Origin of the sequence: Streptomyces sp. NBC_00989, assembly GCF_045162655.1 — a bacterium.
GTDB lineage: Bacteria > Actinomycetota > Actinomycetes > Streptomycetales > Streptomycetaceae > Streptomyces.
In genome coordinates this window covers 11,472,432-11,497,625 of the sequence record NZ_CP108728.1, presented here as the reverse complement: position 1 = coordinate 11,497,625, position 25,194 = coordinate 11,472,432, and the positions used below count along the sequence as shown (strand labels likewise).

23 protein-coding genes and 7 pseudogenes are annotated in these 25,194 nt (G+C 67.8%); 13 read left to right on the top strand and 17 right to left on the bottom strand.

The features are described 5' to 3' along the window. The first annotated feature begins 113 nt into the window (after positions 1–113). The 3 genes from OG714_RS51960 (at position 114) to OG714_RS51950 (ending at position 1,488) form a co-directional block, all read left to right on the top strand. Positions 114–284, top strand: a complete 171-nt coding sequence (locus tag OG714_RS51960; RefSeq protein WP_406131467.1) for a hypothetical protein — start codon at positions 114–116, stop codon at positions 282–284. Positions 285–308: 24 nt separating this feature from the next. Then, positions 309–740, top strand: a complete 432-nt coding sequence (locus tag OG714_RS51955; RefSeq protein ID WP_406131466.1) for an ester cyclase — start codon at positions 309–311, stop codon at positions 738–740. Between the two features lie 136 nt (positions 741–876). Then, complete coding sequence (locus tag OG714_RS51950) at positions 877–1,488, top strand: NAD(P)-dependent oxidoreductase (protein WP_406131465.1); 612 nt, start codon at positions 877–879, stop codon at positions 1,486–1,488. 244 nt (positions 1,489–1,732) lie between these two features. Here OG714_RS51950 and OG714_RS51945 read toward each other — a convergent pair whose 3' ends face one another. From OG714_RS51945 to OG714_RS51925, 5 genes are all read right to left on the bottom strand, one after another. Continuing rightward, on the bottom strand, positions 1,733–3,208 hold the full coding sequence (locus OG714_RS51945; protein ID WP_406131464.1) for an aldehyde dehydrogenase: 1,476 nt from the start codon (positions 3,206–3,208) through the stop codon (positions 1,733–1,735). Positions 3,209–3,482: 274 nt separating this feature from the next. Beyond that, entirely contained in the window at positions 3,483–4,406 is a 924-nt protein-coding gene (locus OG714_RS51940) for a helix-turn-helix domain-containing protein (RefSeq protein ID WP_406131463.1), read from the bottom strand. 854 nt (positions 4,407–5,260) lie between these two features. Further along, positions 5,261–6,139: an LLM class flavin-dependent oxidoreductase gene (locus OG714_RS51935; protein ID WP_406131462.1), complete on the bottom strand. Its 879-nt coding sequence runs from the start codon at positions 6,137–6,139 to the stop codon at positions 5,261–5,263. Continuing rightward, positions 6,136–6,834 carry a hemerythrin domain-containing protein gene (locus OG714_RS51930; protein WP_406131461.1) on the bottom strand — a complete coding sequence of 233 codons (699 nt, stop codon included), beginning with the start codon at positions 6,832–6,834 and terminating at the stop codon, positions 6,136–6,138. Before OG714_RS51930 ends, OG714_RS51935 begins: the two co-directional genes overlap by 4 nt. Positions 6,835–6,930: 96 nt before the next feature. Next, the gene (locus tag OG714_RS51925; RefSeq protein ID WP_406131460.1) at positions 6,931–7,833 is read right to left on the bottom strand and encodes an AraC family transcriptional regulator; all 903 of its coding nucleotides are present in this window, start codon (positions 7,831–7,833) and stop codon (positions 6,931–6,933) included. A gap of 172 nt (positions 7,834–8,005) precedes the next feature. On the opposite strand from OG714_RS51925, the gene OG714_RS51920 reads away from it, so the two are divergent. After that, positions 8,006–8,131 (top strand): hypothetical protein, encoded by a 126-nt coding sequence (locus tag OG714_RS51920; RefSeq protein ID WP_406131459.1) that lies wholly within the window; start codon positions 8,006–8,008, stop codon positions 8,129–8,131. Continuing rightward, positions 8,128–8,499 (top strand): hypothetical protein, encoded by a 372-nt coding sequence (locus OG714_RS51915; RefSeq protein WP_406131458.1) that lies wholly within the window; start codon positions 8,128–8,130, stop codon positions 8,497–8,499. The genes OG714_RS51920 and OG714_RS51915 overlap by 4 nt, the downstream gene beginning before the upstream one ends. Before the next feature lie 24 nt (positions 8,500–8,523). On the opposite strand, the pseudogene OG714_RS51910 reads toward OG714_RS51915, so the two are convergent. The 3 genes and pseudogenes from OG714_RS51910 to OG714_RS51900 form a co-directional block, all read right to left on the bottom strand. Beyond that, a pseudogene (locus OG714_RS51910) lies at positions 8,524–9,063 on the bottom strand (transposase family protein); the annotation flags it as partial. Positions 9,064–9,367: 304 nt separating this feature from the next. Next, positions 9,368–9,682, bottom strand: coding sequence for a hypothetical protein (locus OG714_RS51905; protein WP_406131457.1), 315 nt, complete (start codon positions 9,680–9,682; stop codon positions 9,368–9,370). Between the two features lie 8 nt (positions 9,683–9,690). Next, on the bottom strand, positions 9,691–10,200 hold the full coding sequence (locus tag OG714_RS51900; protein ID WP_180362331.1) for a SigE family RNA polymerase sigma factor: 510 nt from the start codon (positions 10,198–10,200) through the stop codon (positions 9,691–9,693). Positions 10,201–10,435: 235 nt separating this feature from the next. On the opposite strand from OG714_RS51900, the gene OG714_RS51895 reads away from it, so the two are divergent. The 4 genes and pseudogenes from OG714_RS51895 (at position 10,436) to OG714_RS51880 (ending at position 13,727) form a co-directional block, all read left to right on the top strand. Further along, positions 10,436–10,675, top strand: coding sequence for a hypothetical protein (locus OG714_RS51895; RefSeq protein WP_406131456.1), 240 nt, complete (start codon positions 10,436–10,438; stop codon positions 10,673–10,675). A gap of 336 nt (positions 10,676–11,011) precedes the next feature. Further along, entirely contained in the window at positions 11,012–11,203 is a 192-nt protein-coding gene (locus tag OG714_RS51890) for a hypothetical protein (RefSeq protein WP_406132252.1), read from the top strand. A gap of 155 nt (positions 11,204–11,358) precedes the next feature. Then, positions 11,359–12,597: pseudogene (locus OG714_RS51885) on the top strand (IS701 family transposase). Positions 12,598–12,686: 89 nt separating this feature from the next. Beyond that, the gene (locus OG714_RS51880; protein WP_406131455.1) at positions 12,687–13,727 is read left to right on the top strand and encodes a LacI family DNA-binding transcriptional regulator; all 1,041 of its coding nucleotides are present in this window, start codon (positions 12,687–12,689) and stop codon (positions 13,725–13,727) included. A gap of 42 nt (positions 13,728–13,769) precedes the next feature. On the opposite strand, the gene OG714_RS51875 is transcribed toward OG714_RS51880, so the two are convergent. Both OG714_RS51875 and OG714_RS51870 read right to left on the bottom strand, forming a co-directional pair. Then, positions 13,770–15,179 carry a ricin-type beta-trefoil lectin domain protein gene (locus tag OG714_RS51875; protein ID WP_406132230.1) on the bottom strand — a complete coding sequence of 470 codons (1,410 nt, stop codon included), beginning with the start codon at positions 15,177–15,179 and terminating at the stop codon, positions 13,770–13,772. After that, positions 15,082–15,555 (bottom strand): annotated as a pseudogene (locus OG714_RS51870) (hypothetical protein); the annotation flags it as partial. The gene OG714_RS51875 and the pseudogene OG714_RS51870, both read right to left, overlap by 98 nt. 101 nt (positions 15,556–15,656) lie before the next feature. Between OG714_RS51870 and OG714_RS51865 the strand changes: the two are divergent. Together OG714_RS51865 and OG714_RS51860 are read left to right on the top strand one after the other, a co-directional pair. After that, positions 15,657–16,041, top strand: a pseudogene (locus tag OG714_RS51865) (LacI family DNA-binding transcriptional regulator); the annotation flags it as partial. A 149-nt stretch (positions 16,042–16,190) separates the two neighbouring features. Continuing rightward, a complete protein-coding gene (locus OG714_RS51860) occupies positions 16,191–16,787 on the top strand; it encodes a DinB family protein (RefSeq protein ID WP_406131454.1) in 597 nt (198 codons plus the stop codon). A 52-nt stretch (positions 16,788–16,839) separates the two neighbouring features. Here OG714_RS51860 and OG714_RS51855 read toward each other — a convergent pair. The 3 genes and pseudogenes from OG714_RS51855 to OG714_RS51845 all read right to left on the bottom strand — a co-directional run. Further along, positions 16,840–17,383: pseudogene (locus OG714_RS51855) on the bottom strand (ATP-binding protein); the annotation flags it as partial. Between the two features lie 7 nt (positions 17,384–17,390). Further along, positions 17,391–17,792, bottom strand: coding sequence for a hypothetical protein (locus OG714_RS51850; protein WP_406131453.1), 402 nt, complete (start codon positions 17,790–17,792; stop codon positions 17,391–17,393). Between the two features lie 171 nt (positions 17,793–17,963). Further along, complete coding sequence (locus OG714_RS51845) at positions 17,964–18,563, bottom strand: TetR/AcrR family transcriptional regulator (RefSeq protein WP_189151489.1); 600 nt, start codon at positions 18,561–18,563, stop codon at positions 17,964–17,966. 424 nt (positions 18,564–18,987) lie between these two features. On the opposite strand from OG714_RS51845, the gene OG714_RS51840 reads away from it, so the two are divergent. Continuing rightward, positions 18,988–20,433, top strand: a complete 1,446-nt coding sequence (locus OG714_RS51840) for a pyridoxal phosphate-dependent decarboxylase family protein (protein WP_406131452.1) — start codon at positions 18,988–18,990, stop codon at positions 20,431–20,433. A gap of 203 nt (positions 20,434–20,636) precedes the next feature. Here OG714_RS51840 and istB read toward each other — a convergent pair whose 3' ends face one another. Both istB and istA read right to left on the bottom strand, forming a co-directional pair. After that, on the bottom strand, positions 20,637–21,443 hold the full coding sequence (istB, locus tag OG714_RS51835; RefSeq protein WP_406131451.1) for an IS21-like element helper ATPase IstB: 807 nt from the start codon (positions 21,441–21,443) through the stop codon (positions 20,637–20,639). Between the two features lie 16 nt (positions 21,444–21,459). Beyond that, a pseudogene (gene istA / locus OG714_RS51830) lies at positions 21,460–23,101 on the bottom strand (IS21 family transposase). A 182-nt stretch (positions 23,102–23,283) separates the two neighbouring features. Between istA and OG714_RS51825 the strand changes: the two are divergent. Beyond that, complete coding sequence (locus OG714_RS51825) at positions 23,284–23,829, top strand: MOSC domain-containing protein (RefSeq protein ID WP_406131450.1); 546 nt, start codon at positions 23,284–23,286, stop codon at positions 23,827–23,829. 15 nt (positions 23,830–23,844) lie between these two features. Here OG714_RS51825 and OG714_RS51820 read toward each other — a convergent pair. Together OG714_RS51820 and OG714_RS51815 are read right to left on the bottom strand one after the other, a co-directional pair. Continuing rightward, positions 23,845–24,673, bottom strand: a pseudogene (locus OG714_RS51820) (IS5 family transposase). A 124-nt stretch (positions 24,674–24,797) separates the two neighbouring features. Next, complete coding sequence (locus OG714_RS51815) at positions 24,798–25,166, bottom strand: alpha/beta hydrolase (RefSeq protein WP_406131449.1); 369 nt, start codon at positions 25,164–25,166, stop codon at positions 24,798–24,800. Between the last annotated feature and the right edge of the window lie 28 nt (positions 25,167–25,194).

The window sequence follows — 25,194 nt, the reverse complement described above, 5'->3', positions numbered from 1 at the left end:
ATCGAGGCCGCAGCACCAGCCGGCGTTTCGCCGACCACACCGCCCTCGTCCTCCCCGGCCACCGGGTCCGCGGCTTCTTTGCCAACGCCTTCCCCGGCCATGACGACGAACAGTTGCGCGCCCCTTCCCTCTCCCCGCTCTTCGCGAAGCAGGTCGCCGGCAACCGCGCCGACCTCGATGTATGGCCCGATGGCGTTCACGGCTTCAACAACGTGGTCCCCAAGACCGGCCACGCTGTCGTCGAGGGCATCTCCTCCTGGTTCAACGCCCGTCTCTCCGCCTGATCCACCGACCACAGGAGCACCACCATGAGCGCGCAGGACAACATCGCCGTCGTTCGGGGATTCATCGACACCGTCCTCAACGGGGGCGATCTCTCCGGCCTGGAGCGGTACTGGACCGAGGACATGGTCTGGCGCGGGGGCAGTCTCGGCGAGTATCACGGCCTGGCGGACTTCAGGAAGTTCGCCGAGGCCAACGCCGCCGGCGCGTTCACCGGCATGCACCTGGAGCCGCAGCGGTACCTGACCGACGGCGACACCGTCGTCGCGCTGTTCACCAACAGCGGCGTCAACACGGGCCCGTTCATGGGCATGCCCGCCACTAACAAGCCTGCCAAGTGGAACGGCGTGGGGATCTATCGCATCCACGACGGCAAGATCGCCGAGGCGACCTTCGTCGAGGACATCCTCGCCATGCTCCTGCAGCTCGGCATCACCAGCCTGCCCTCCGCCTCCTGACACAGCGAGCCGTACCGGCGCGACCGATGATCCCGGCCGGCACCCATGGACACTGCCGGGATCGTCCCGGTCGTCGGTCGGCATCTCGGCAGTGTCACACCTGCATCACGGACCTGGAAAAGGCACCGCCATGAGAATGACCGTCTTCGGCGCCAGCGGCAGTGTCGGCTCCGTGCTCATTCCCGAAGCACTGCGGAGGGGGCACGAGGTCATCGCCGTCACCCGCGACGCCTCCCACATCACGCTCTCTCATTCGAATCTGACGGTCGCGATCGCCGAACTCGACTGCGTGCCGGCCCTGGAGAAGGCCCTCGCCGGAGCTCAAGCGGTGATCATCAGCCTCGGCGACGCCGTCTGCGACACAGGTACCCGCGCCATACTCGCCGCGATGCGCAACACCGGCGTACAACGCGTTGAGGTGCTCACCGGATTCGGTACCAGCGTGATCAGCCGACGCCGACTCACCCCTGCGATGCGAGGCGTGGTGGGCGCAGTCCGCCTCCTCGCCCGTTCCGGCTTTTCGGCGAAGGAACGGCAGGATGCGCTGGTTCGCGCTTCCGGTCTCACGTACACGATCGTCCAGCCGCCCACCCTCACCTTCGGCCCCGCCACCGGCGCCTACCGGCAAGGGGATTACCGAGGCCGATCCATCCTCGGCAGGATCTCCCGAGCCGATCTCGCCGACTTCATGCTCGACAATCTGGAACAGGAGCGCTATCTGAATCAGTCTGTCTACGTGCAGAACTGACCAGGTCCGCCGCACCCTCCGGAGTCGTCGCGTCGGGCCGCGCCCATGCCTGCGTGGTGCAGCACAACGTCTCTCCTGAAGCCGCCGCCGCTATAAGCGTGCGGCCAACGCCGGTGTCGCCGAACCGGGCGTTCTTGCCCGCTCCCTTGTGCGCATCAGGCCGCTGTCGCCCGATCACCGTTGAACCCGGCTATGTGGCGGTCGCCGACCTCGGGTCGGATGGCGGCCGCCACAAGGGGCGGTGTCAGGCGGGCAGATGGTCGGCGCTGGTGTAGATGGACTTGTGGTCCAGGTAGCTACTGAGCCCCTCGGGACCGTACTCGCGGCCGATGCCGCTCGCCTTCAGGCCGCCGAACGGGGAGTTGAAGTCGATCGCGTAGTAGTTGACGCCGATCGTGCCCGTGCGCATCCGCCGGGCCACGTCGATGCCGCGTGCCTCGTCCTGGGTCCAGACGGACCCGGCCAGCCCGTAGTCGGAGTCGTTGGCGATCCGTACGGCGTCGGCCTCGTCGTCGTACGCGATGATGGCGAGGACCGGTCCGAACACCTCCTCGCGGGCGAGCCTGTCGGAGTTGTCCACGTCGGCGAAGACCGTCGGTTCGACGAACCAGCCGCGGTTGTGGCCCGCAGGACGCCCACCGCCAGTGATGAGCCGGGCCGACGAAGCGCGGGCCGCCTCGATGTAACTGAGCACCCGCTCCTGGTGCGCTTTGCTGGCCATCGGGCCGCAGGTCGTCGCCGGGTCGAGCGGGTCGCCGACGACGAGGCCGGAGGCGAAGTCGGCCACGGCCTCGACGATCTCGTCGTAGCGCGAGCGCGGTGCGAGGATCCGGGACTGGAGGGTGCAGGTCTGGCCGTTGTTCATGAAGGAGGCGCCGTCCAGACCGGCGACGAACGTGTCGAGGTCGGCGTCGTCGAGCACGATCGAGGCGGACTTGCCGCCGAGTTCGAGGGTGCAGCGGCGGATCAGGCGCCCGCACTCGGCGCCGATCGCTCGACCGGCCGCGGTGGAGCCGGTGAAGGCGACCTTGTCGACGCCGGGATGGCTCACAAGGTAGGCGCCGGCCTCCCGGTCGGCGAGCACGATGTTGAGCACACCCGCGGGCAGGCCGGCCTCGATGGCGGCGTCCGCCAGCAGATAGCTGTCGAGCGCGGTTTCCGGCGACGGCTTGAGCACCACGGTGCAGCCGGCCGCGAGGGCCGGGGCGAGCTTGCTCAGCGCCAGTCCGAGCGGGAAGTTCCAGGGGGTGATCGCCGCGACGACACCGACAGGTTCACGGCGGACGATGGTGGCCCCCCGCATGCTGGGGCGGGGCGCCTCCAGGGGAAAGTTCTCGATGAGGTCGGCGTTGCGCCGTAGATGCCCGGAAGGGCCGAGCCCGTTGGTCTGCCGTGACAGGCCGATGGGCATGCCGTTCTCCCGGCTCACGAGCGTGGTCGCGAGGTCTGCTCGCTTGTCCCATGCGTCGGCGAAACGGCGCATGGCCTCGGCCCGCTCAGCCGCGGTGCTGCGGCCCCAGGGCCCGCTGTCGAGGGCGGCGCGGGCGGCGGCGACGGCGGCGTCGATGTCGGCGGGGCCGGCCATCGCGGCGATGCCGATGGGTTCCTCGGTGGCGGCCTCCAAGGCCACATGACGCTCATCGGTGCTGGGGCCGATCCAATCGCCGCCGACGAAGAACATCGGCCGGTCGAAGGGGGTCTGGTTCTGGACGGTGCTCATGGGAATCTCCTTGTACGGAGCGGCGGCTGGGAAAGAGTCCGGAATGCTTCGGAACTGCCGGTCGGGTGACGCGGCCTCGGTGTGTGCGGGCAGGCTGGAACGGCGCGGATGGTGGGAGTCGCGGTGCACCCGCCGCGTGCGAAGTCCGCGAGATGTCCGAGCGGGAGACGCTGCGGTCGGGTCGTCCGCCCGGAGAGGCGGTCGGCTGTTTTCGGGTACGTCGAGTAGCCGTCCGAAGACGGGCCGCGGACGAACAGTTGCTCTGGCTGGACGGTTATCCGGGTTCGGGCCCGGTGGCGTGCGGGTCGCCCGCCGGGTGTGGGTGATCCGCGCCCGGCTTCGACGCCGCCCAACTGGCGAGCATCCGCAGCGCGTCCTCCGACGGGGTGTCCGGCTCGGGGGTGTACATGATCAGTATCTGACCGGGGTCGGCCAGCCGGGTCGATTCGTATGCGAGATCGAAGTCGCCGACGACCGGATAGTGGACGCGTTTGACGCCAGTGGCGTACGAGCGCACGTCATGGCGAGCCCAGCGGACCCGGAAGTCTTCGCTACGCGTCGACAGCTCTCCGATCAGGGTCGTGAGCTTCGGGTCGTGAGGCGTCCGGCCGGCTTCGGCGCGCAGCAGTTCGGCAGAGTCATCGGCGATTCTGTCCCAGTCGCGCCAAAAGGTACGGGCCGCCGGGTCGAGGAACGCGAAGCGGGCGGTGTTGACCGGCCGACCCGGGGCGGCGTACATCGGTTGGTAGAGCGCTCGGCCGAGCGCGTTGGCGCCGATGATGTCGAGGCAGCCGGTGAACACGAGCGCCGCGGTGGTGGTCATCGAGTCGAGGATGCGCTGAACCGGCGGCCGCAGCCGCGGCCGTGCGGTGGGCGGCGCGGGTCGACGGGAGCGCCTCGCGTCGAGCAGGTCACTCAGGTGCGCCCGCTCGGCATCGGTCAGCTGCAACGCGTGATGGATGCCGTCGAGGACCGATTCGGAGACACCGGTGGCGTCGCCGCGCTCAAGGCGTATGTAGTACTCGACACTGATGCCGGCCAGTGCCGCGACTTCCTCGCGGCGCAGACCCTTGACCCGCCGATCGCCGCCGAACACCGTGAGACCCGCCTGCTCGGGGGTCAACCGTGCGCGGCGGGTCGCCAGGAACGCGCGGATCTCTTCCCGCACCCCGGGGCTGACCTGCTTGCCATCACTCATGCGATTGACGGTACGCCGCCGCTCGCCCGCCAACGAGTCACGCTCAGTACCCCCCAGCGGATCCGTCACCGGCACAGTTGACGGCCTCGCTCGGACTGGGCCCTCCGGGCGGGTCGCTCATCGAGCCGCGGTGTTGTCAGTCCTCGCCACTGTCGCTCGGCCGGTCACGATATTCACGGAGGGTGGCCTGGTGGGCGCCGACGGCGGCCTTGGCGACTTTGCAGGCCAGAGCGTCAGAGGGCGGTATGAGACCTGATGTTCGATTCGCTGCTTCGTCCGGGGTGAGTGGGCAGGTCGCGGTGGCGCCTGGATCGGCTCCGCGCCGTGGATGCTGTGGCTGATCGCACACGGCCACACCTGCGAGCAGGCGGAGGATGCCGCCGCCCACCCACCCAGCGTGGGCACTCGCCCCCACCGGAGGCCTCCAAGCCCTCTCCCGCGTCCAACGGCGTCTGTGGGACTCCATCGGCGGAGCAGAGCGAAGACGACTGGGCGACACCGATGCAGGAGGCTGCCCACGCCTGAGAGGAGCATCGCGGTCGGTCGATCCCGCCCCGCACCGTGCCCCCGAGTTGCCTCCCCCCACTCGGGGGCACACTGGAAGTGCTGTCTGCGGACGGGCGTCGGCTGAATCCGACGACACCACCGTCCACAAGATCTCCGCCCAGTGACCGGCTGCACCGCGATCCTGCCCCGGCTGGACTCGGTCATGGGGCAGTGGCGGCAGGAGGTTGTCGGCCCTCTCCTTCAGCAACACGCTGAAGACGCCGGCCAGTTGGCCGGGATTCGAAACGATGAGGAACCTGAAACGCAGGCTGCGCGACTGCCCGGCCTGCGCTCCACATACAGAGCGATCAGGCGACGGCGACGAGTTCGCGGACCGCGGGCGCGACCTCTGCCGCGAACTGGCGGAGGAAGTCGGCCGAGGCCGCACGGTAGAGGAAGAACGTGTCCGCCTGCTTGTTCAGGACCAGTTCGGCAAGCTGCTCGGCCCACACCGTTGCGGGGCCTTCGAGGAAGCCGGAACCGGTGCCGAAGGTGCCCTCGATGTTGTAACCGCGGCCGATGTCCCGCGGCGAGCGGCCCGCGGCGAGCGCCGCCTCGTCGATGATCCGGTTGGCGTCCGGCAGCGCGCCCGGCGGGAGGAACGGGGAACTCGGGATCCAGCCGTCGGCAATCGTCCCGACCACCCGCAGCATCCGCGGCTGGTAGGCGCCGAACCAGATGCCGATCTCGTGCCGCGGCTCGGGCCCCGGCTTCGCATTGTCCAGCCGGTAGTGCTTGCCGTCGAAGGCGACATCCGTCTTGGACGTCCACAACGCGCGGATGAGCTGGGTGGCCTCCTCCAGCGCCTCGATGGACTCCCCGGCGGTGCGTGCCGGCCCGCCCTCCGCGGCGATGGACCCCCACATCTGCTGGGCGCCGGTGCCGAGACCGAGTTCGAATCGGCCGCCGCTGAGGATGTCGATGGTCGCGGCGGTGCGGGCAAGCACCGGAGGCGGACGCAGCGGAAGGTTCAGCAGGTTGGACATAACCGTGATGCGCTCGGTCCTGACGGCCATGGCGGTCAACAGCGCGAGGGTGTCGAGCCGTTCGGGCCAGTACGGGTGATCGGACAGCGTGACGACGTCGTAGTCGAGCTGTTCCATCAGTTCGGCCAGTTCCACGACATCCTGCGGGTGGTCCGGGCTCGGCTCCAGCAGGGCGCCGAACCTCACTTTTCCGGTGGTCATCGGCTCACCCCGCCACGCGCACCGACGCGCTCCGGCGTGGCAGTGCCGTAGACCTGCTCCGCGTGGGCAGCGTAGGCCTCCGTGGCCAGACTGCCGATGATGCCGCTGACCTCGGGCGGCAGCTGGGCGACGATGTCGCGGACGGTGTCCGGGTCCGCCTCGTAGGCCATCATGCCGAAGATCAGCGGGGCCTGTTCCGGCGCGACGTCCCCCGCGCCGTCGGCCAGCATCTGTCCCCACTCGGCAGCGGTGATGTACTGGGCGAGAAGCGGTACGGCGTGGTCCTCCTCCGCCGCGAGGTGCTCTTCGAGAAGGTCCGAGAGCTGGGCCATCGACACGGCGAGGCTTTCGCGCTGCGCGGGGTCAGCGGTGCCGCGCCAGTGCGCCAGCCCGGCGCGCACCTCGTCCAGGACCCTGTCGATGTGTGCGTGCTGTTCCTCCATCAGCTGCGCGATGGACTCGGCATTCGCCGCGTTCCGCTCCAGCAGCCGCGGCCACAGGTGTTTGTCCTCGGCGCTGTGGTGGTGATGGAGGCCGTTGTCGACGATCTGCAGGTGATCGGCGATGACGGCGGCGCGGGTGACATCGTTGTCGGCTACACCGCGGATGAGTTCCGGGGCGAGTCCGAACTCGCGACGGAACATCGCGTGGGCCATGTACATGTCACGCACGTCGGCGAGCGGTTCGTTACTCATGTCTGCATTCCCAGGGGTTGCCGGAGGGACTTGGCGATCCGGAATCTAGCAACCTGACGTGCGTCGGCAAAGAAAATGTCCAGGACGCGAATCGGATTATCCGCGGAGCGTATGCAGCGGCTTCTGACCGAATTTCGCTTCGTGCGCGGCGGCGAATCTCCCCAGATGAGCGAAACCCCAGCGGCGCGCGACGGCGGCGACCGAATCCGTGGCCGGGTCGGCCACACGGAGCTCCTCGTGCGCCCGACGCAGCCGGACGTCACGCACGTACTCCATCGGTGACATCTCCAGATGCGCCTGGAATGCCTTCTGCAGAGCTCGCGGACCGACCCCGCAACGGTCCGCGAGGAGCGAGAGCGTCAGCGGCGCCTGCGGGTCCGACTCGATGATGTCGATGGCCGTGCGGACCGACAAGGGCCGTGCACGGGTGACGGGCCCACCGAGCACCTCGGGGTGGGAGTGCGTCGCCGCCAGGAGGAATCCGTTCACGATGCTGTCCGCCAGGGGCCCGGCCACCAGCGGCTGCGACAGCAGACTGCCCGGAGCCGCGATCTGCCGGTTGACGGACACCAGCAGTTCGGCCCAGTTGCGTCCGAAGCCGTCGGCGTAGTTCATCACCGGGTCGAAGCTGACACGGCGGGAGGTACGGTCGCCGACCAGCCGGGCCAGCATGGTCTCCACCGCGGGCATGTCGATGCGGACGCACAGCCCGCGGTACCCGGCAGGCCAACGGGCGGAAACGGCGCCGCCACCCGGTCGGTACAGAGCCGAGCCCAGGCGGCTCACGGTCAGGTCCACACCCCGGTGACGTGACGCGAAACGCCCCGCGATGGGCACGTGCACGTAGAAACCCGTACCGATGTCCTCGGTCTCCAGCCTCAACTCGCCGCTGAAATCGACCTCACCGATATGGATGGGACCGAGTTCGGCGAAGCGATACGTCGATACCGTCACCTCGTCCTGCGGCACGGATTCGATCGTCGACGTGCGAACGAGCATCAGACACTCCCCCGATGCCGGTCGGACCACTCGGCAGGAGACCGGGCATTCGAGTCATCGTAGCCCGTGATCGCGAGGCCGACCGGGCGGTTCACGGAACCCCGGCCCAGCGGCACAGCGGTCACGACAGCTTTTGGAGCGCTGGGCTCTCAAGGCGGGTGCCCGGCTGCGCGTGGACATCGAGTCCCAGAGCCTTGACGTGAAGACGTTGTACAACGTCCATGCCTTCCAGTACACGGTCGTGCAGTTCGACAACGGCGTGCAGAGCGGGCGGTACGTGCTGAAGTGCACATCGTGAGGGCCAGGCCGTTCGTGCGGCGGGACGGAGCGGGTTTCTCCGTCCGGTTCGTCGGAGCGCAGCGCGACCTCCTCGCCGAGGTACTGCCGTGGCTCGCCCACCGGCGGGAGGGCGAACCCGTCCTCACCGTCCGAGCGGGGTGTGGCAAGGAGCGCCTCGAACAGCTCAGTGCCACGCTGAAGGGTACGGAAAGGGTGGTCCTCTCGGCCGAGGACCTGCACGTCCTGCACTCGGTGCTGCTGTCCACGTACAGCATGTTCGCTTCGGACGAGGCCTTCCATGTCCAGCTCGGCTTCTACCGCGAGAACGTCCTTGCTCTCGCGCAGGGTCTCGCGCTGGCCGTCGAGGACGCCGCGTCGCAGGACTGATCGGCAGGCTCTGCCGGGGCCCTCTCTGTCGGCCCAGCAGTTGACGCCGGCTTCGGCGAGAGCGTCGACGATGCCGTGCTCGCGGGCTGCACGAATATCGTGGACGGCGCCGGGCAGAGCCGACGAGGCCCACAGCAGACGGCCGGAAGGATCGGCGATCACCTGCACGTTCATCCCGTGTTTCTTGTGCTTGCCCGAATAGAAGGGTCGGTCGGCGGCGATCTCCCCCAGCCTTCGGCCGGGAGGTGCCCCCAGTCGATCGGCAGCAGTGTCCCGTCCAGCAGGACGAACGCCTTCATCGACGCCGCCCGAACCACCTCGGCGAGCGTCGGGGCGAGGGCGGCCAGGATCTCAACCGCCTCGGTGACGTAGCGGTAGGCAGTGGTGGTGCCGACGCCGAACCCGGCCGCGAGCCGGACATACGGATGACCGTTGCGGAGATGGGCGAGTGCGAGCAGGGCCTGCCGACCTGCGCTCAGGCGCCGCCATCGGGTGCCGAGACCACGGTGGTGTTCCCGCAGGCGGGCGGAGAGGAACCGGAGGGCAGAAACTGGACACGTCCAGCCCGGACGGGTAAACGAGCGTATGAAGCCTCTGGTAGAGACTGAATTCTTGGTCGAAAACCCATTTACCAGGAGCTTCACCCCTGTGTCAGGCCGACTGGCGAACTGCCGAAGCAGGCTGGAAGCCCTCGTTGACCACCGGCCCGGGGTCCAGCCAAGGTGAGGCCAGAAGCCGCAACGGAGATGATCTTGAGGGTGTGGCGGTCCACTGGTCCAGGTCCCCGTCGCGTGCGGAAGTGGAACTCGGAGGCAGTGTGGATCTACCTGGACTCCACAGCCTGATGCCGGGGCGGCCCCGGCGACTGTCAGTCTCCGGAGGGAAGGGGCTCTGCTGCCGTGCGAGCGGGTTCGGGTGTGTGCGGCGTCGGGTGGGCGGTGCTGGCGGGGGCCAGGGGCACCGGAGCCCGTTCGCCGCCAAGCCAGGACAGGTTGACGGCCACGGCGGCCATGGAGGCCACGACGATCAGTGCGCCGGCTGTGGCGAGCGCAACTCGTCGGCGGCGGATCCGGAAGCCGCCGACGACAGCCGCGTCGATAACGCTGGGTAGCTCAGGCTCCGGCTCGGCGCTGAGGACTGCCTGGAAGGCGGCGTGCAGAGCGTCGTTCTCGTGCTCATTCATGGCCGGTTTCACCTCCTGGTCCCTTCACTGTCAAAGCCTTCGACGATCTCGCGCAGCCGGGCGAGCCCGCGGGCGCTCTGGCTCTTTACCGTTCCCGGACTCACCCGCAGTGCGTGCGCGGTCTGCTCAACGGACCAGTCCTCCCAGAATCGCAGGACCAACACGGCCCGGTAGCGGGGCGCCAGCTCCATCAGGGCTTCTTGCATCATCAATCGCAACTCCGGTGCGCCGGACACGCCCGAGGGAAGATCGGGTGGCTCGCTCACCGGCTCCTCACGCCAGCCTCTCTTGCGCCACTGGTCGATGAAAGTGCGGGTGAGGATGGTGCGAGCGTAGGCATCCGCATTGCCGTCCCGGCTGACCCGTCCCCAGGCCGCGTACAACTTCATCAAAGTCGTCTGGGTCAGGTCCTGTGCCTGGTGCCAGTCACCGCAGAGCAGGTAGGCGCTGCGTCGGAGCTGCGCCTGCCGCGCCTCGGCAAATTCCCGGAACTCTCGTTCCCGGGCCGTGTCCCTCACTCTTTGCCGGCCTCTCCCTTGCACACCACTCCATCTGTCATACATACGGGGGGTGGCCCTCTGGGGTTGCACGGTGCGGGCAGGAGAATTTTCCCGCCGCACCGTGCAACCTGACCACCGCCCGACTCCGTACCTCTCTCCCGAAAGGGCTCCACGCACAGGTGGGAGTCCGGCGATCCGAGGAAGAGGCACACCGTTGTCGAAGCACCGCAAGTTCTCGCATAACCGCCGCGCTATGTTCAGCGTGGCCGCCGGAACCGTTCTGGCCGCCGCGGGGATGGTCAGCGTCGCCAGCGCCGCGACCCCGGCCACTCACGCGAACCCGGTCCCGGTCCCGGCCACTCAGGCGGACCCGGTTGCCGCCACCCACGCGGACCCGGTTGCGGCCACCCAAGCAAACCCGGTCCACGCCAAGTCTGCCGCCGAACCCCTCTCGTCGCTGAGCGCGGCCGAGCGGGCGAACGCGGTGGGCTGAGCCCCACCCCGAGGAGTACGCACGCCTCCCCGAGAGCCTCGGGCCTTTGCCCGGTGCGGGAGGCGTGCTGCTCCGCACGACCCGCCGTGGACCTCATTGCCCCTCGGAGGGGTAGCAACGTGCCCTGGATGAAGATCAGGCGCCCCTGTGGCGTGTCCCGGGAACGGTCCCTCTCCGACATCCCCGTTGCGGCGTTTGGCTTTACCTTGGCTGGACCCCGGTCTGGCCTATCCGAATCTCGACATCATGAGTCGGCCGGTTGTCTTGACGGGCGCGCTGCTGCGTCCGTGGGGCCGACCGCTGAGCTCGGCGTCGAGCGTCTCCTGAGCCACGCGCATGGACTCGGCGTATACGGGGCCTGCAGCCCCCGAGATTGCCCAGGTCCGGGAGCGCTGGGCAGCTGGATCACGCTGGCACGCCGACATCGAGGCGCTGCGCATCATCCACCCCGGACTGCGTACGCTCGCGGACTGGCTCGCCGAATCCGGCGCCGCCCTGCTGCGGAAGCGACTCCTCGAAACCGCCTAGTGCCAGCTGTCGATCGTGATCTTGCTGGTCGGGGCCGGTGCGGAGACGGGTGCGGCCACCGTTGATCATCGCGACTTGTGTGGAGTAACGATGAGACGGTGGCCGCAGGTCACAGCACAGATCCCGTCCGTTGGCGGGAGGCGTTCGAGGTTGCCATGGGCCGGATCGCTGCCCGGTTCGCCCGGGTCGAACCCCGCCTGCGAGCCGGGCGGTTGGTGCTGGGACTGCTGTCGGACCTGCCGAGGAAGAACTGCTGGACGATCGCGGAGTGGGCCGGAGAGGCCAACCCGCACGGCATGCAGCATCTGCTGTGCCGGGCCGTGTGGGATGCCGATAGCGTCCGTGATGACGTGCGCGAATACGTCGTCGAGCACCTCCACGACGAGGCAGCGGTGCTGGTCGTCGACGAGACCGGCGATGTGAAGAAGGGCACCCACACGGTCGGGGTCCAGCGCCAGTACACCGGAACGGCTGGACGGATCGAGAACTCCCAGGTCGCGGTCTACCTCGTCTACGCCGGCGAGCGCGGGCACGCGGCGGTGGACCGGGAGCTGTACATCCCGCGCTCCTGGACGTGCACCCTGGACCGAGACCGAGCAGCAGGGCTCGGCGAGGACACCGTCTTCGCGACCAAGCCGGACCTGGCCCGCACGATGATCGAACGGTTCCTGGACGCCGGACACCACGTCGGTTGGGTCACCGGGGGCGAGGTCTACGGCGGAAACCCAAGACTCCGTACGGCTCTGGAGGAACGCGGCATCGGTTATGTCCTCGCGGTGGCCTGCACGACCGAAGTTCCCACCGGCACAGGCAAGTTCCGCGCCGACGCCCTGGTGAAGAAGGTGCCGAAGCGGGCCTGACAGAAGCTGTCGGCCGGACGCGGGGCGAAGGGACAGCGGTTCTACGACTGAGCCGTCATCGACCTCGCCGAGCCGGCACGGGGCCGCCACCAACTGCTGATCCGCCGCAACCGCAGCACTGGTGAACTCGCCTACTACCGCTGCCACTCCACCGCGCCGGCATCCCTGGCCACCCTGGTCAAGGTCGCAGGTTCCAGATGGCGGGTGGAGGAGACCTTCCAAACGGAGAAGGCACTGGCCGGGCTGGATGAGCACCAGGTCCGCCGCTACCCCTCGTGGACCCGCTGGGTCACCCTCGCGATGCTGGCCCACGCCTTCCTTTCCGTCGTCCGCGCCGACGAACACGCACACCGGCCCACGCCGGACGACCTGATCCCACTGTCCTGCAACGAGATCTGCCGCCTGTTCATCGCACTCGTCGTCCGGCCCGTTCGCGACGCGGCCCACCGGCTTGCCCGGTCTGACTGGCGCCGCCGCCACCAGGCACGATCACGCACCAGTCACTACCGGCGGCAAGCCGCATCCCAGACATGAAGATCACGATCTACAGCTGGAGTACTAGGCTGTTGTCAGGGCCCGAGAAACAAGGGAAACAAGGGATCATGGCGATTGGGGACGAGCCCATGTCCAGGCGGTCCCGGCCGTCGATGGCGGACGTCGCCCGTCACGCCGGTGTCGCGCCGCAGACGGTTTCGCGCGTGTCCAACGGCCACAGCAACGTCGACCCGGCGACCAGGCAGCGGGTCGTGGAGTCGATGCAGGCGCTGGGCTACCGGCCGAACGGAGCCGCACGCGCGCTCAAGAGCGGGCGGTTCAACACGATCGGTGTCATCACGTTCACGCTCAGGACGTTCGGAAATACGCGCACACTCGACGCCATAGCCGAGGAAGCCGCACGCGCCAAGTACGCCGTCACCCTCATCCCCGTGCCGGACCCGACCATGGGCAGGGTTTCCGGTGCCTACGACCGGCTCAGCGAGGCGGCCGTCGACGGAGTGATCCTCGTCTTCGAGGCGCATCTCCTGGACGACGCCGAGTTCAGCCTCCCGCCGGGGGTTCCGATGGTGGTGGTCGACTCCGACACCGGCCCCGGTTACACCGTGGTGGACACCGATCAGGCGCAGGGTGCCCGTCAGGCAACTGAGCACCTGCTGGAACTCGGCCACCGGCAGGTATGGCACATCGCCGGACCCCAGACCTCGTACTCCGCGGCCCATCGGGTCGAGTCCTGGCGGCGCACCCTGCAGTCTGCCGACATCGTCCCGCCCCCAGTGCTGTACGGCGACTGGACCACCCGATCCGGATACCGGCACGGGTTGACTCTCGGGCGAAGGCCGGAGGTAACGGCGATCTTCGCCGCGAACGACCACATGGCGCTCGGTGTCATGCGTGCCCTGCACGAACTCGGCCGCCGGATTCCCGACGACGTCAGCGTGGTGGGGTTCGACGACGTGGAGGAGGCCCATGCCTTCTGGCCGCCGCTGACCACCGTGCGGCAGGACTTCGCCGCGGTCGGCCGGCTCAGCCTTCAGAAGCTGCTGAGCAAGATCGGCCGCACCGGGCCCGACATGATCGACAAGACCCTGGTTCCGACCTGTCTGGTGGTCCGCGCGAGCACCACAGCGCCGCCGACCTCGCCGGAAGGCGAAGCGCGGCGGCGCTGACGTGCGGTTCGGATCAGCAGTCGACGGGAACGGGTGCCGGTGTCAGCTCCTGGTCCACTGCTGGTTGCTGCCTCCGTTGCAGTACCAGACATCGACCGACGTGCCGTTGCCGGTGCCCGCTCCGGCCGCGTCCAGGCAGAGCGCCGGGTTGGCGACGCTGGTCACGGAGAGGTCCGCGTTCACGTTCCACTGTTGTGCGGTCGTGCCGGTGCAGTCGGAGATGACCACGGGATCTCCCGCCGTGGCTCCGGTGCCTCCCACCGTCATGCACTTGTTGCCGTAGACGGTGAGCTGCTTGTCCGCGTTCCAGTTCCAGGTCTGGTTGCCGCCGGCGTTGCAGTCCCAGAGGTCGAGCTGGGTGCCGTTGGTCGTGCTGAAGCCGGGTACGTCGACGCAGCGGGTGGAGCCCACTCCGCGCAGGACCTCGCCGGGAGGCGCGGCCGGCAGGTTGTTGACGGGCGCCTTCTTGCCGAAGCCGTAGCCCCAGCGCAGCAGCGCGACTCCGGTGGCGCTGTTGTCCACCAGGTTGCCCTTGGCGTCCAGCGACTCGATCGAGTAGGAGTCGCCGAACCGCAGCCCCGGCCAGTACACCAGGCCCATCCCCTTGCTGCGGGCGGTGTTGGCCACCGCCGCGAGGTACGAGGTGTAGACGTTGCCGTTCCACGCGCCGTAGTTCAGCCCGATGGTCATCGGGGAACCGGCCTCGTCGATGACGGTCCGGCCGGCGTACTTGCCGATCCGGGCATTGAGGTCGGCGACCCAGTCCGCCTGCTGGGTGTAGCTGGCCCAGTAGCCGTAGAAGTGCAGCGACAGCAGCGTTCCCCGCAGCGCGGGTGCCGCGCCGACACCGGTGACGTTGTCGTTGTAGCCGGTGCCGCTGATCACGACACGGCCGCGCGGGACGTCCTTGTGCTGGGCCAGCCAGCCGCTGGTGACGGACACCCACTGGTCAAGGGTGTAGCCGTGCGGCTCGTTCATCGGCTCGAAGTAGACCCGCGGGTTGTGCTTGTACTCCCGCACCACGGTGTTCCACATCTTGTTCCAGGCGGCCGTGTCGTCGACCAGGCCGTCCTTGCTGGAGTCGGCCTCCCAGTAGCTGACGATGACCTTGTCACCGTAGGCCGTGGCCGCGTCGATCGTCGCCCGGTACGACTTCCACCAGGTGGTGCCGACGCTTGCCGGGTTGATCGGCAGTCGCAGCGTGTTGGCGCCCAGGTTCTTCTTGAAGCCGCGCACCATGTGACCCGTGGTTCGGTACACGGTGCGGTAGTCGTCGGTCACCGAGAGCCCGCTGGGCACCACGGCGTCACTGGCGTAGTTGTCCCGCGGGTCCGCCCAGTTCACCCCGCGGAAGTCACTGGTACCGCCCTTCGGCCCAGGCTTCGCCGGCGCGTGCGAGGCGGCTGATGCCGCGGGGGCCGACTGGGCGAAGGCGGGGGCGGTCAGGAGCATGAGTGTCGCGCCGAAGCCGGCCATGATCACACTGGCCAGTCTTTTCGACCTCGTCGGGGTCTTGGTCATGTCGTCTCCAGTGACGGGAATCGCAGAGGGCGGCGTGCGAGTTCGTCACCTGAGCCGAGGCAGTGATGAACCAGGGTCCGGATGCAGACACTCGGACCCGCGCAAACCGGCCATGGTTACGTAACCATGGCCGGACACTCGCACGGCGCCCACACCGGTGACAAGACCTGTGACGGTTCCGAATACGACAGAACTTCGAGGCAGACAGCACCAAGTCGATACGGCCGGACACGAAGGGCGTCCTGACGATGATCTCGGCGTCGAGGCCGGCGGCCCACCCGGAGTCGCGGCCCGGAACGTTGACGGCGACGCTGTTCCCTCGTCATCGGCAAGAGAGATGAGCTCCCTCGGAACGATGTCGTCCAGATGATGTGGGAGTCCCGGCTGCCAGGTGCACCGGCTACCCCGCTGCGCGCCCACGGCATCCCCCAGGCCGACGAACTCGACGTCCCCGGCGCCCTACACCCGCATCTCCGGCTACCAGAGGATCCGCGCCGCCCTCCGGGCGGGCCTCGACTTCACCGCCGTCTTCGCCAGCACCGACATGGTCGCCGCCGGCGCCCTCACAGCTCTCCGCGAGGCCCACCTCGACGTCCCCGGCGACATCTCCCTCGTCGGCTTCGACGACGTCCCCTTCGCCGCAGACCTCACCCCCGCCCTCACCACGGTCCGCGTCCCCTTCCAGGACTTCGGCCGCACCGCCGTACGCCTGGCTCTCCACGGCGAGGACCGGCCCGCCGCCGACGACCACGTCGTCCTCAGCACCCAGCTCGTGATCCGGCAGTCGGTCCGGACGCTGGACCGACCGTGTGGCTGTGCCACTTTCGACGGGAGTTATTTCGAGGTGACTTGGGGAGTCGTTTCGCGGCGGCAGGCAAGATCAATGTCAGTGACTTTTGATGTCACTCCCGGCTGTCAGTGCCGGGTGGGAAACTGCCCGGCATGATCGAACCGAACCCGAAAGCGGACCTTCTCCGTTACCTGCAAGACGGGCGTGACGCCCTGCTGTGGAAGCTCGATGGACTCTCGGAATACGACATCCGCCGCCCGCTGACTCACACGGGCACGAACCTGCTGGGGCTGGTCAAACACATCGCCAGCGTGGAGCTGGGGTACCTCGGTGACACGTTCGGGCGGCCCTTCTTCGACGAGGACGTGCCGACCTGGTGGTATACGGAGGACTCAGAACCCAACTCGGACATGTGGGCCACCGCAGACCAGTCGCGAGAAGAGATCGTTGGGCTGTATCACCAGGCGTGGGAGCACTCCAACAGCACAATCGCGACGCTACCGCTCGACGCGATCGGTCACGTCCCGTGGTGGCCGGAGGAACGCCGAGAGGTGACACTGCACCACATCGTGGTGCGCGTGATCACCGATACCCAGCGCCACACCGGCCACGCCGACATCGTGCGAGAGCTCATCGACGAGAGCGTCGGGTATTTGAAGGGCAACGACAACATGCCACCAGGCGATCACGCGTGGTGGGAGGACTACCGGAGCCGACTGGAGCGCGTGGCGCGGGAAGTCGACGGCTGATCTCGCCGTGCTGCCGACCCCGTTGGCTCCGGGGTCGGCCATACGGCGCCGTTCAGCCGGCTGCGGTCTGCCCGGCCAGGGCTTTGGTGTGGGCGAGACGGTAGGACTCGGTGCCGGTTTGGATGATGGCGCCGTTGAAGGTCAGGCGGTCGACAATGGCCGCGCAGAGCCGAGGGTCGATGAAGGTCTTCGTCCAGCCACTGAAACTCTCGTTCGAAGCAATGGCGACGCTGTTCTTTTCCTCACGCTCCGGCAAAACCTGAAACAGCAGCTCAGCACCCCTGCGGTCAAGTTCCATAGCCGAGTTCATCAATGCATAAAAGATCGACACGGCCGTAGCGGGCGATCGTCTTCGTCAACTGCTTCTCGTCGGCGGCCTCGACCAGTTCGTTGACTAGCTTGGTGGCCAGCACGTAGCGGACGCGGAAGCCGTGCATCGCCGCCTCGGTGCCCAGGGCGATCAGGAGGGGGGACTTGCCGGTGCCGGAGTCTCCGATCAGGCAGAGCGGCTCGCCCTTCTTGACCCATTCGCAGGTGGCGAGGGTGTTGACGGTGGCCGGGTCGATGCTGGGGTTGGCGTCGAAGTCGAACGCCCGCTGAGGGCTACGTGAACTTCGCCAGGGCCTCCTCCCAGAATCCGGACGGGTAGGCGAGGGTGCCGGCCTCGATCGCCTCGGTGATCATGTGGTCGACGCCGGGGAGGACGGCGTAGGTGTGCGAAATGCCGTACTCGGTCAGCAGTTTGCTGAAGTTCTCCGTGATCCGTGTGCCGTTGTTGTCGTAGAGCCAGTCGCCGTCGCCGACGAGGAGACGGACCTTGACGCCCTGGGCCTTGATGGCACGGGCGTTGTGCTCGACGTAGTGGTGGGGGCGTACGGAGTTGAAGTACGCCGCCGAGGCCGGGTCGTCGATGGGGCCGAAGGTGTTGGTGATGTACTGCTTCATCGGCTCGTCGTCGAAGCCGATGACCGCTCCCGTGGCTTCGTAGGTGACGGTCGACGCCACTTGTAGGTCAGTTCTGACTCCATCCGGTGCCTGGGAGACCCGATTTTGTAGGTGAGAAATGACTCCACCTGGCGGGCGCCGCTGCGACCGATTGAGAACCCGTTGTGACACAAGGGACGGATCAGATGCAACTGATCCACAGGTGAGTACGTCTGCGCCTGCGTGCTCGAATCATGAGGTGCCGGTCTGCAACCCCGCGATGAGTCCGTCGAGTATCCGCAACTGGCGGGAGGGTGTGGTCAGGCGAGCCGCGAAGATCGCGTTGATCTGGAGTCCCATCAGCGTGGCCATCGCAAGGTCCAAGAACGCATCGAGATCGCAGGATGGGTTGATCTCTCCCGCTTCAGCCGCAGTGTGCAGATACGAGAGCATCTGATCGCGCCAGCGCGATATCGCCTGGTCGTAGACGCCGATCAGTTCCTGATCGGCTACCGCGTAATTCCAGAAGCCGATGACCACGCGGGCCTCATTGAGACGCTCGTCGTCCAGGGGCATGATCTCGACGCAGAACTTGCGGAACGCGTTCAGGCCGTTGGCGCCGGCGATGGTGCGGGCGGCACGCTGCTCGGTGGCCGCATTGGCGCGCTCCAGCGCGGCCCGCAGAATGGCTGCTTTGGTGGGAAAGTATCGTGCGAGCGCACCGTTGGTGAATCCAGCTTCGGCGGCGAGATCCCGCATGTTCAGCGCCGCGAATCCTCGCCGCGCGACAAGGCGCCATACGGCTTCGATGATCTCTTCACGCCGCGCGTCGTGGTCCACGATCTTGGGCACGGTGACACCTTACCAACGGGTAGACGCCTGAATGCTGAGGGCTGTGGTCGCACTCGCGGGCCTCACGGCGGATGAGTCCGAGGGGTCGTGTGACCCGCAGACCCAACCCTGTGACCTGGTGAACCTCTTACGCCGCGTGCTCGCGGCAGGGGCGTCACGGGGCGAGGGCGAAGAGCTGTCATTCCCGGTGGCCGTGAGAGGGGTCCCCATGGCGCCCCCTTCCCAGCGACCCCATAAGGGATTACATTGGAGCTATTAATCTACAACTGTAGACGCCAGGCTCTGGTGCGGCACCCGTCGGTACCCGGCATCGAGGCCCTCTGAATCCGGTAGCGGCCAGCTCGCCCCGGGCACCTGATCATCCCCAGCGCTCAGGTGGGCGCTCAGCCCTCGTCATGACCAACACCACCTCTTAGGACAGAGCATGCCTGATCTTGAGCCAGATGAATTCCGCCGCCAGGGCCACCAGTTGGTCGACTGGGTCGCCCAGTACCGCACCTCGCTCCCTTCCCTGCACGTGCGGCCGAAGGTCTCACCGGGCTCCGTGAAGGCGCAGCTTCCTCGTGAACTGCCTGAGCAGCCGTCCCAGGCGCTGGGCGATGATCTCATCGCCTTGCTCAACGACGTGGTCGTCCCCTCGTCGCTCCATTGGCAGCACCCGGGCTTCTTCGGCTACTTCCCAGCGAACGCGTCCCTGCTGTCGCTCCTCGGTGACATCGCATCGGGCGGGATCGGAGCGCAGGGAATGCTCTGGTCGACATCGCCGGCCGGGACGGAAATCGAGCAGGTCCTGCTCGACGGCCTGGCGGATGCCCTGGGCCTTGGTCGCGAGTTCACTTTCGCCGGAGGCGGAGGCGGTTCGCTGCAGGATTCGGCTTCGTCGGCATCGTTGGCCGCCCTGCTGGCTGCGCTGCAGCGCAGCAACCCGGACTGGCGCGAACACGGCGTGGACGGCACCGAGACGGTGTACGTCACTGCCGAGACCCACTCGTCACTGGCCAAGGCCGTGCGTGTGGCCGGGCTCGGCGCGCGAGCATTGCGGATCGTCCCCTTTACCCAGGGCACGCTGTCCATGTCGGCGGATGCCCTGGCAGACATGCTGGCCATGGACGCGGCCGCCGGAAAGAGGCCGGTCATGGTCTGTCCGACCGTGGGAACAACCGGCACGGGTGCCATTGACCCCGTGAGAGACGTCGCGCTGGCAGCGCGTGCGTACGAGGCGTGGGTGCACGTCGACGCCGCGTGGGCAGGAGTCGCGGCGTTGTGTCCCGAGTTCCGCTGGCTCCTGGACGGCGTGAACCTTGTCGACTCGTTCTGCACCGACGCACACAAGTGGTTCTACACCGCCTTCGACGCCTCGTTCATGTGGGTGAGGGATGCCCGAGCGCTGCCCACAGCGCTGTCCATCACACCGGAGTACCTGCGTAACGCTGCGACCGAATCGGGCGAAGTCATCGATTACCGCGACTGGCAGGTCCCCTTGGGCCGTCGTATGCGTGCGTTGAAGATCTGGTCGGTGGTGCACGGCGCCGGGCTGGAAGGCCTGCGCGAAAGCATCCGCGGCCACGTCGCTATGGCCAACTCCTTGGCCGACCGGATCGAGAGCGAGTCGGGCTTCGCCCTGGCCACCCCGCCATCACTGGCACTCGTATGTCTGTACCTCGTCGACCGGGAAGGGCGCCCCGACGACGCCGCTACCAAGGCAGCAATGGAGGCGGTCAACGCCGAAGGGCATTCCTTCCTCACGCACACATCGGTCAACGGTCACTTCGCCATTCGCGTCGCCATCGGCGCGACGACGACGCTGCCCGACCACATCGACACCCTGTGGGACTCGCTTCGCAAAGCCGCTCGCCAGAGCGGTGGATGACTACTGACCTTGGCGGATTGGCTTCGGGTGCCGGGGTTGAGGGTCAGGCCGGTTTCGGTGAGGCAGCCGTCGATGAGTCCCGGGTGGCACTGAATGTGGGCGGGCCTCGGCGGAGGGTGCGGGTGAGGTGGTCAGGGTCGGTGAATGCGGTGTTGGCCATTGGGTCTCTTCGTAACAGGGACCAAACCCCTTCCACCTCTTCTTCAACCCGCGGCGACCGCGGCGGGCTTCTGTTCGGCGCGGGCGCGGGTGGCGGCCAGACGGTAGGAGTCGGTGCCGGTCTCGATGATGTTGCCGCCGAACGTCAACCGGTCCACGATCGCCGCGCAGAGCCTTGGATCAGTGAACGTCTTGGTCCACCCTCCGAAAGATTCGTTCGAGGCGATGGCCACGCTGTTCTTCTCCTCCCGTTCCGTCAGAACCTGGAACAGCAGCTCGGCGCCTCGCCGGTCGAGCTCCATGTATCCCAGCTCGTCGATGCAGAGAAGGTCGACGCGGCCGTAGCGGGCGATGGTCTTGGCCAGCAGCTTCTCGTCGGCGGCCTCCACGAGTTCGTTGACGAGCTTGGTGGCCAGCACGTATTTCACCCGGTACCCGTGCATCGCGGCCTCGGTGCCCAGCGCGATGAGCAGGTGGGACTTGCCGGTGCCGCTGTCGCCGATCAAGCACAGCGGCAGGCCCTTCTTGGCCCAGTCGCACTGGGCAAGGGTGTGGATCGTGGCCGGGTCGATGGCGGGGTTGGCGTCGAAGTCGAACTGCCGGATCGACTTCTCGCGCGGGAAGCCGGCCGCCTTGATCCGGCGCTCCGAGCGCCGGCGGGCCCGGTCGTCGCATTCGGCCAGCAGTAGCTCGGCCAGGAACCCTCGGTAGGTCATCTGGTCCCGGACCGCGGCTTCGGCCAGGTCGGGGTACTGGTTTCGGATGGTGGGCAGCCGGAGCATCCGGCATGCCTGGTCCACGGCGGTGTCGGCGGCCTGTTCGGTCAGTCCGCGGTTGCGCTTGGCGGTCACGGTGCCTCTTCCTGGGTCATGCCTGGCCGTCGGCGGGCCGCCGGCGGAATCGCAGCAGCTGGTCGCAGGCGGCCACCGACGGCAGCGGACTGGGGTCGGGCGGCAGCGCGGCCAGGCGCCGTTCGGTCAGCGAGGTCACCGTCGCTCCGCCGTCCGCCCGGCGGCGCGGGGCGCTGTCCTGGTCGGCGAGCTGTTCGGTGCCCTGGTTGGCCTCGCCCCACTTGCGGGCCTCCGGGGCGACCGCGTCGGCGGTCAGCGCGCCGGCCCGCAGCGCGGTCGCGATCCCGGCCACCACGTGCTCGTGGACCATGTGCCAGTGCAGCAGCAGGACCGCGATCAAGGCGCGGGTTCCCTCGGCGTCGCCGTGGGCCTTGCAGGCCGCCTGCCACCAGGCGTCGTGGACCGGGGTGAACTTGCCCGCCGACCTGGCCTGGTCGAGCGCGGTCGCGCCGGGTAGGGCGCCCGGTTTGCGGACCAGTGCCTCCAGGTAGTGGTCCAGCTCCAGGCGGGAGCCGCCCTTGGCGATCAGCCGCTCGTGGCGGGCGACGTCCCTGCGCGCGTCGTAGACCACGAGCTCCGAGGCGTGCAGCACGACCCGCACCATCCGGCCGATCAGCCGCACCGGCACCGAGTAGTGGTTGGTGCGCACGCTGACCTGGCCGTAGCGGTTCACCCTCAGTGAGGAGACCAGTCCGGTCTCGAAGTCCTCCTCGGGCAGCGCGACCAGAAGTGGGCGTTCGATGGCGAACATCTCGCCGATGGTCAGCGCCCGCTGCATGATCCGGCGGGCGTCGTCCTCCTGGTCCCGGCGCTCAACCATCGCGTTCAGCTCGGCCAGCGAGGCGACCTTCGGGACGGGGACCAGGTGGTTCCTGCGGAACCAGCCGATCTGCCCTTCGACGCCGCCCTTCTCGTGGGCGCCCTCGATGCCCGGATTGCAGTAGAAGCTCTCGATGGAGAAGTGCGAGCGGAATGCCGTCCACCGATCGCTTTCCACCCGGCCCCGGGTGTGCCCAGTACCTGGCTGACCGCGGCGCGCAGATTGTCGTAGCGGACCTTGCCGCGGGGCACGCCGCCCAGCACTTGAAGTGCGTGCACGTGGCCTTCCAGGAACGCTTCCTGCCCGCACGAAACGAAGATCTTGTGCACGGCCTTCCCGCTGAACGAAAGACACAGCGAGAACAGGAACACCTTGGTCGACACGCCGTTCAGCTGGATCCACACGTCCCCGAAGTCGACCTCCGTCTCATCGCCGGGGCGGTGGGTCTGCGGCACGAACGCCTGAGGAGGGCCGCGGCCCTCCTCGATCCGGATCTCAGGTTTCCGCTGAAGACGTAAGCGCGGACCATCGAGTAGGTCACGCCCCGGGCGTCGTGCTCGTCGACCAGCCGGTCGAAGACCCGCTTGACGGTGTGCCGCTGCTTGCGCGGCGCGTCCAGGTCATCGCGCAGGATCTGGTCGATCGTCGCCTTGAACGCATCCAGGCGTGAGACCCGGGGTGGATTCTGCTTGCGAGGTGCCGGCCACACCGATTCCAGGGCCATCGCGACCGTCCGCCGCCCCACCCCGTACTTCGCCGACAGAGCCCTGCTGGACAGCCCTTCGACACGAGCGTCATGGCGTATCGCCGCGTACAACTCGACCTTCGAAAAGGGCACTTGAACCACCCAGCGCTAGGAGCTGTCTCTTTGGCGTTCGGTGACGGGACGGTGCCGATCAGGAGCCGGACATGTCCCATCCGCCCGATGAGGTCTGCTCACTGCACGCCTCCCTCGCAAGGCTGCTTGCACCGCCTCTATGATCGACCGGCCGCAGAACGACGACAGGTGGGGGGGGCGTGATGCCTGGTCAGGTGACCGCAGTGAGCCGTGACGAGGAGTACTCGTTCGGCAAGTCCAATCGCGATTCCATCAGGTTGCTCACGGGGCTCGGAGTGGAAGGAGACGTTCACGCAGGTGAGACGATCCGCCACCAGTTCCGCATGACCTACGAGCCGAACCTGCCCAACCTGCGCCAGGTCCACCTTATGCACGAGGAACTCTTCGACGAACTCGCGCTCAAGGGCTTCAGGGTCTCTGCGGGCCAGCTCGGCGAAAACATCACCACGCGCGGGACGGACCTGTTGGGCCTGCCCACCGGCGCCCTGCTCCATCTCGGGGAGCAGGCGGTGCTTGAGGTGACTGGACTGCGCAACCCATGCTCGAAGATCAACGACTTCCGCAAGGGACTGCTCGGTGAGGTCTTCGCCATGGACCCCTTGTCCGGCGAGTTCACGTTCAAGTGTGGCGTCATGGCTGTGGTCCGCCGTGGAGGGACCGTCCGCCCCGACGATTCTATCCAGGTCGAGCCCCCGCCACCCCCTCACCGCCCGCTGGAACGGGTCTAGGTTCTTGTCCCGTGGTCATCGGCGTGCCCAGATGAGGATGGCGGCGAGGTGGAGTGCGGCCTGGTAGGCGATGGCGAGCTTGTCCGTTCGCGTGGCCAGGCCGCGCCACTGCTTCAACCGGTTGATACATCGCTCGACCGCGTTGCGTTGCCGATACGCCTCGGCGTCGAAAGCCGGTGGGCGACCGCCGGCGCGGCCTCGCCGCAGACGGTGGCCGATCTGGTCGACGGCTCGGGGATGACAGCGCGGCTACCACGTCGGCGGAGGTGATTTCGGATCGCGCGGGATGAGTACGCGCGGTCCGCCAGGATGGCATCGGGTCGGGTCCTCGGTCTTCCCGGCCCGCTTCGCGGAACACGGATGCCTGCCATGACGGTCTCGAAGGTCGGGGCGTCGCCAGCCTGGCCTGCGGTGACGCAAAGGGCGAGGGGGCGTGCAAGGCTGTCGCTGGCTAGGTGGACCTTCGTGCTCAGGCCGCCGCGGGAGCGTCCAAGCGCATGGTCGTCGGGTTCGGCCCGGCCTGGAGCCCCTTTTTCCTGGCGCCGGCGGCGTGCTGGTGGGCCCGGCAGACGGTGGAGTCCACCGACACGGTCCAGCCGATGTCGTCAGCACCCTCGGCCGCTGCCTGGACCGCGGCGAGGACGCGTTCCCAGGTGCCGTTCACAGCCCACCTGATCAACCGTTTGTGGGCGGTCTGGAACGAGCCGAGTTCATCGGGCAGGTCCAGCCAGGGCGAGCAGTGGCGGTACTTCCACGCGATGGCTTCCAGGGTTCGGCGATGATCGGCCCACCGCCGACCACGGACCGGATCGGCTGGCATCAGCGGCTCGATCCGGTCCCACATCGCATCAGTGATCACTAATCGGACGGACACACCCGATCAACAGACCAACCGACCAAAGAGACACGCTCTAGCCGATGCACCCCGATACTCCCACCGCAAGCCCTCCGGTGGAGTCAAAACTCACCTACAAAGCCACTCCCGCGAGGCTGGAGGCGTAGGCGAACGTCTCGGGGTACTTGAAGGCGAGCCGCAGGGTGCCGAAGCCGCCCGCCGACCAGCCCTCGATGCCCCGGCCCTCCCGGCGGGCGATGGTGCGGTACGTCGCGTCGATGTGTGGGATCAGGTCCTTGACGATCACGTTCTCGACCGGGCCGCTCAGTACACCGTCCGCCGCCTCGTTGGCGTTGACGTACCAGCCGATCGGCAGGCCCTGCGCGCACACGACGATGGTCGGCGGGAGTTTGCCGGCCCTGATCAGGTTGTCCACCTGCGCCATCAGCCAGTTCTTGGCCTCGCGTTGGTTGCCGTTGCCGCCGTGCAGGAAATAGATCACCGGGAACCGCTTGCGGGGGGGGACCCGG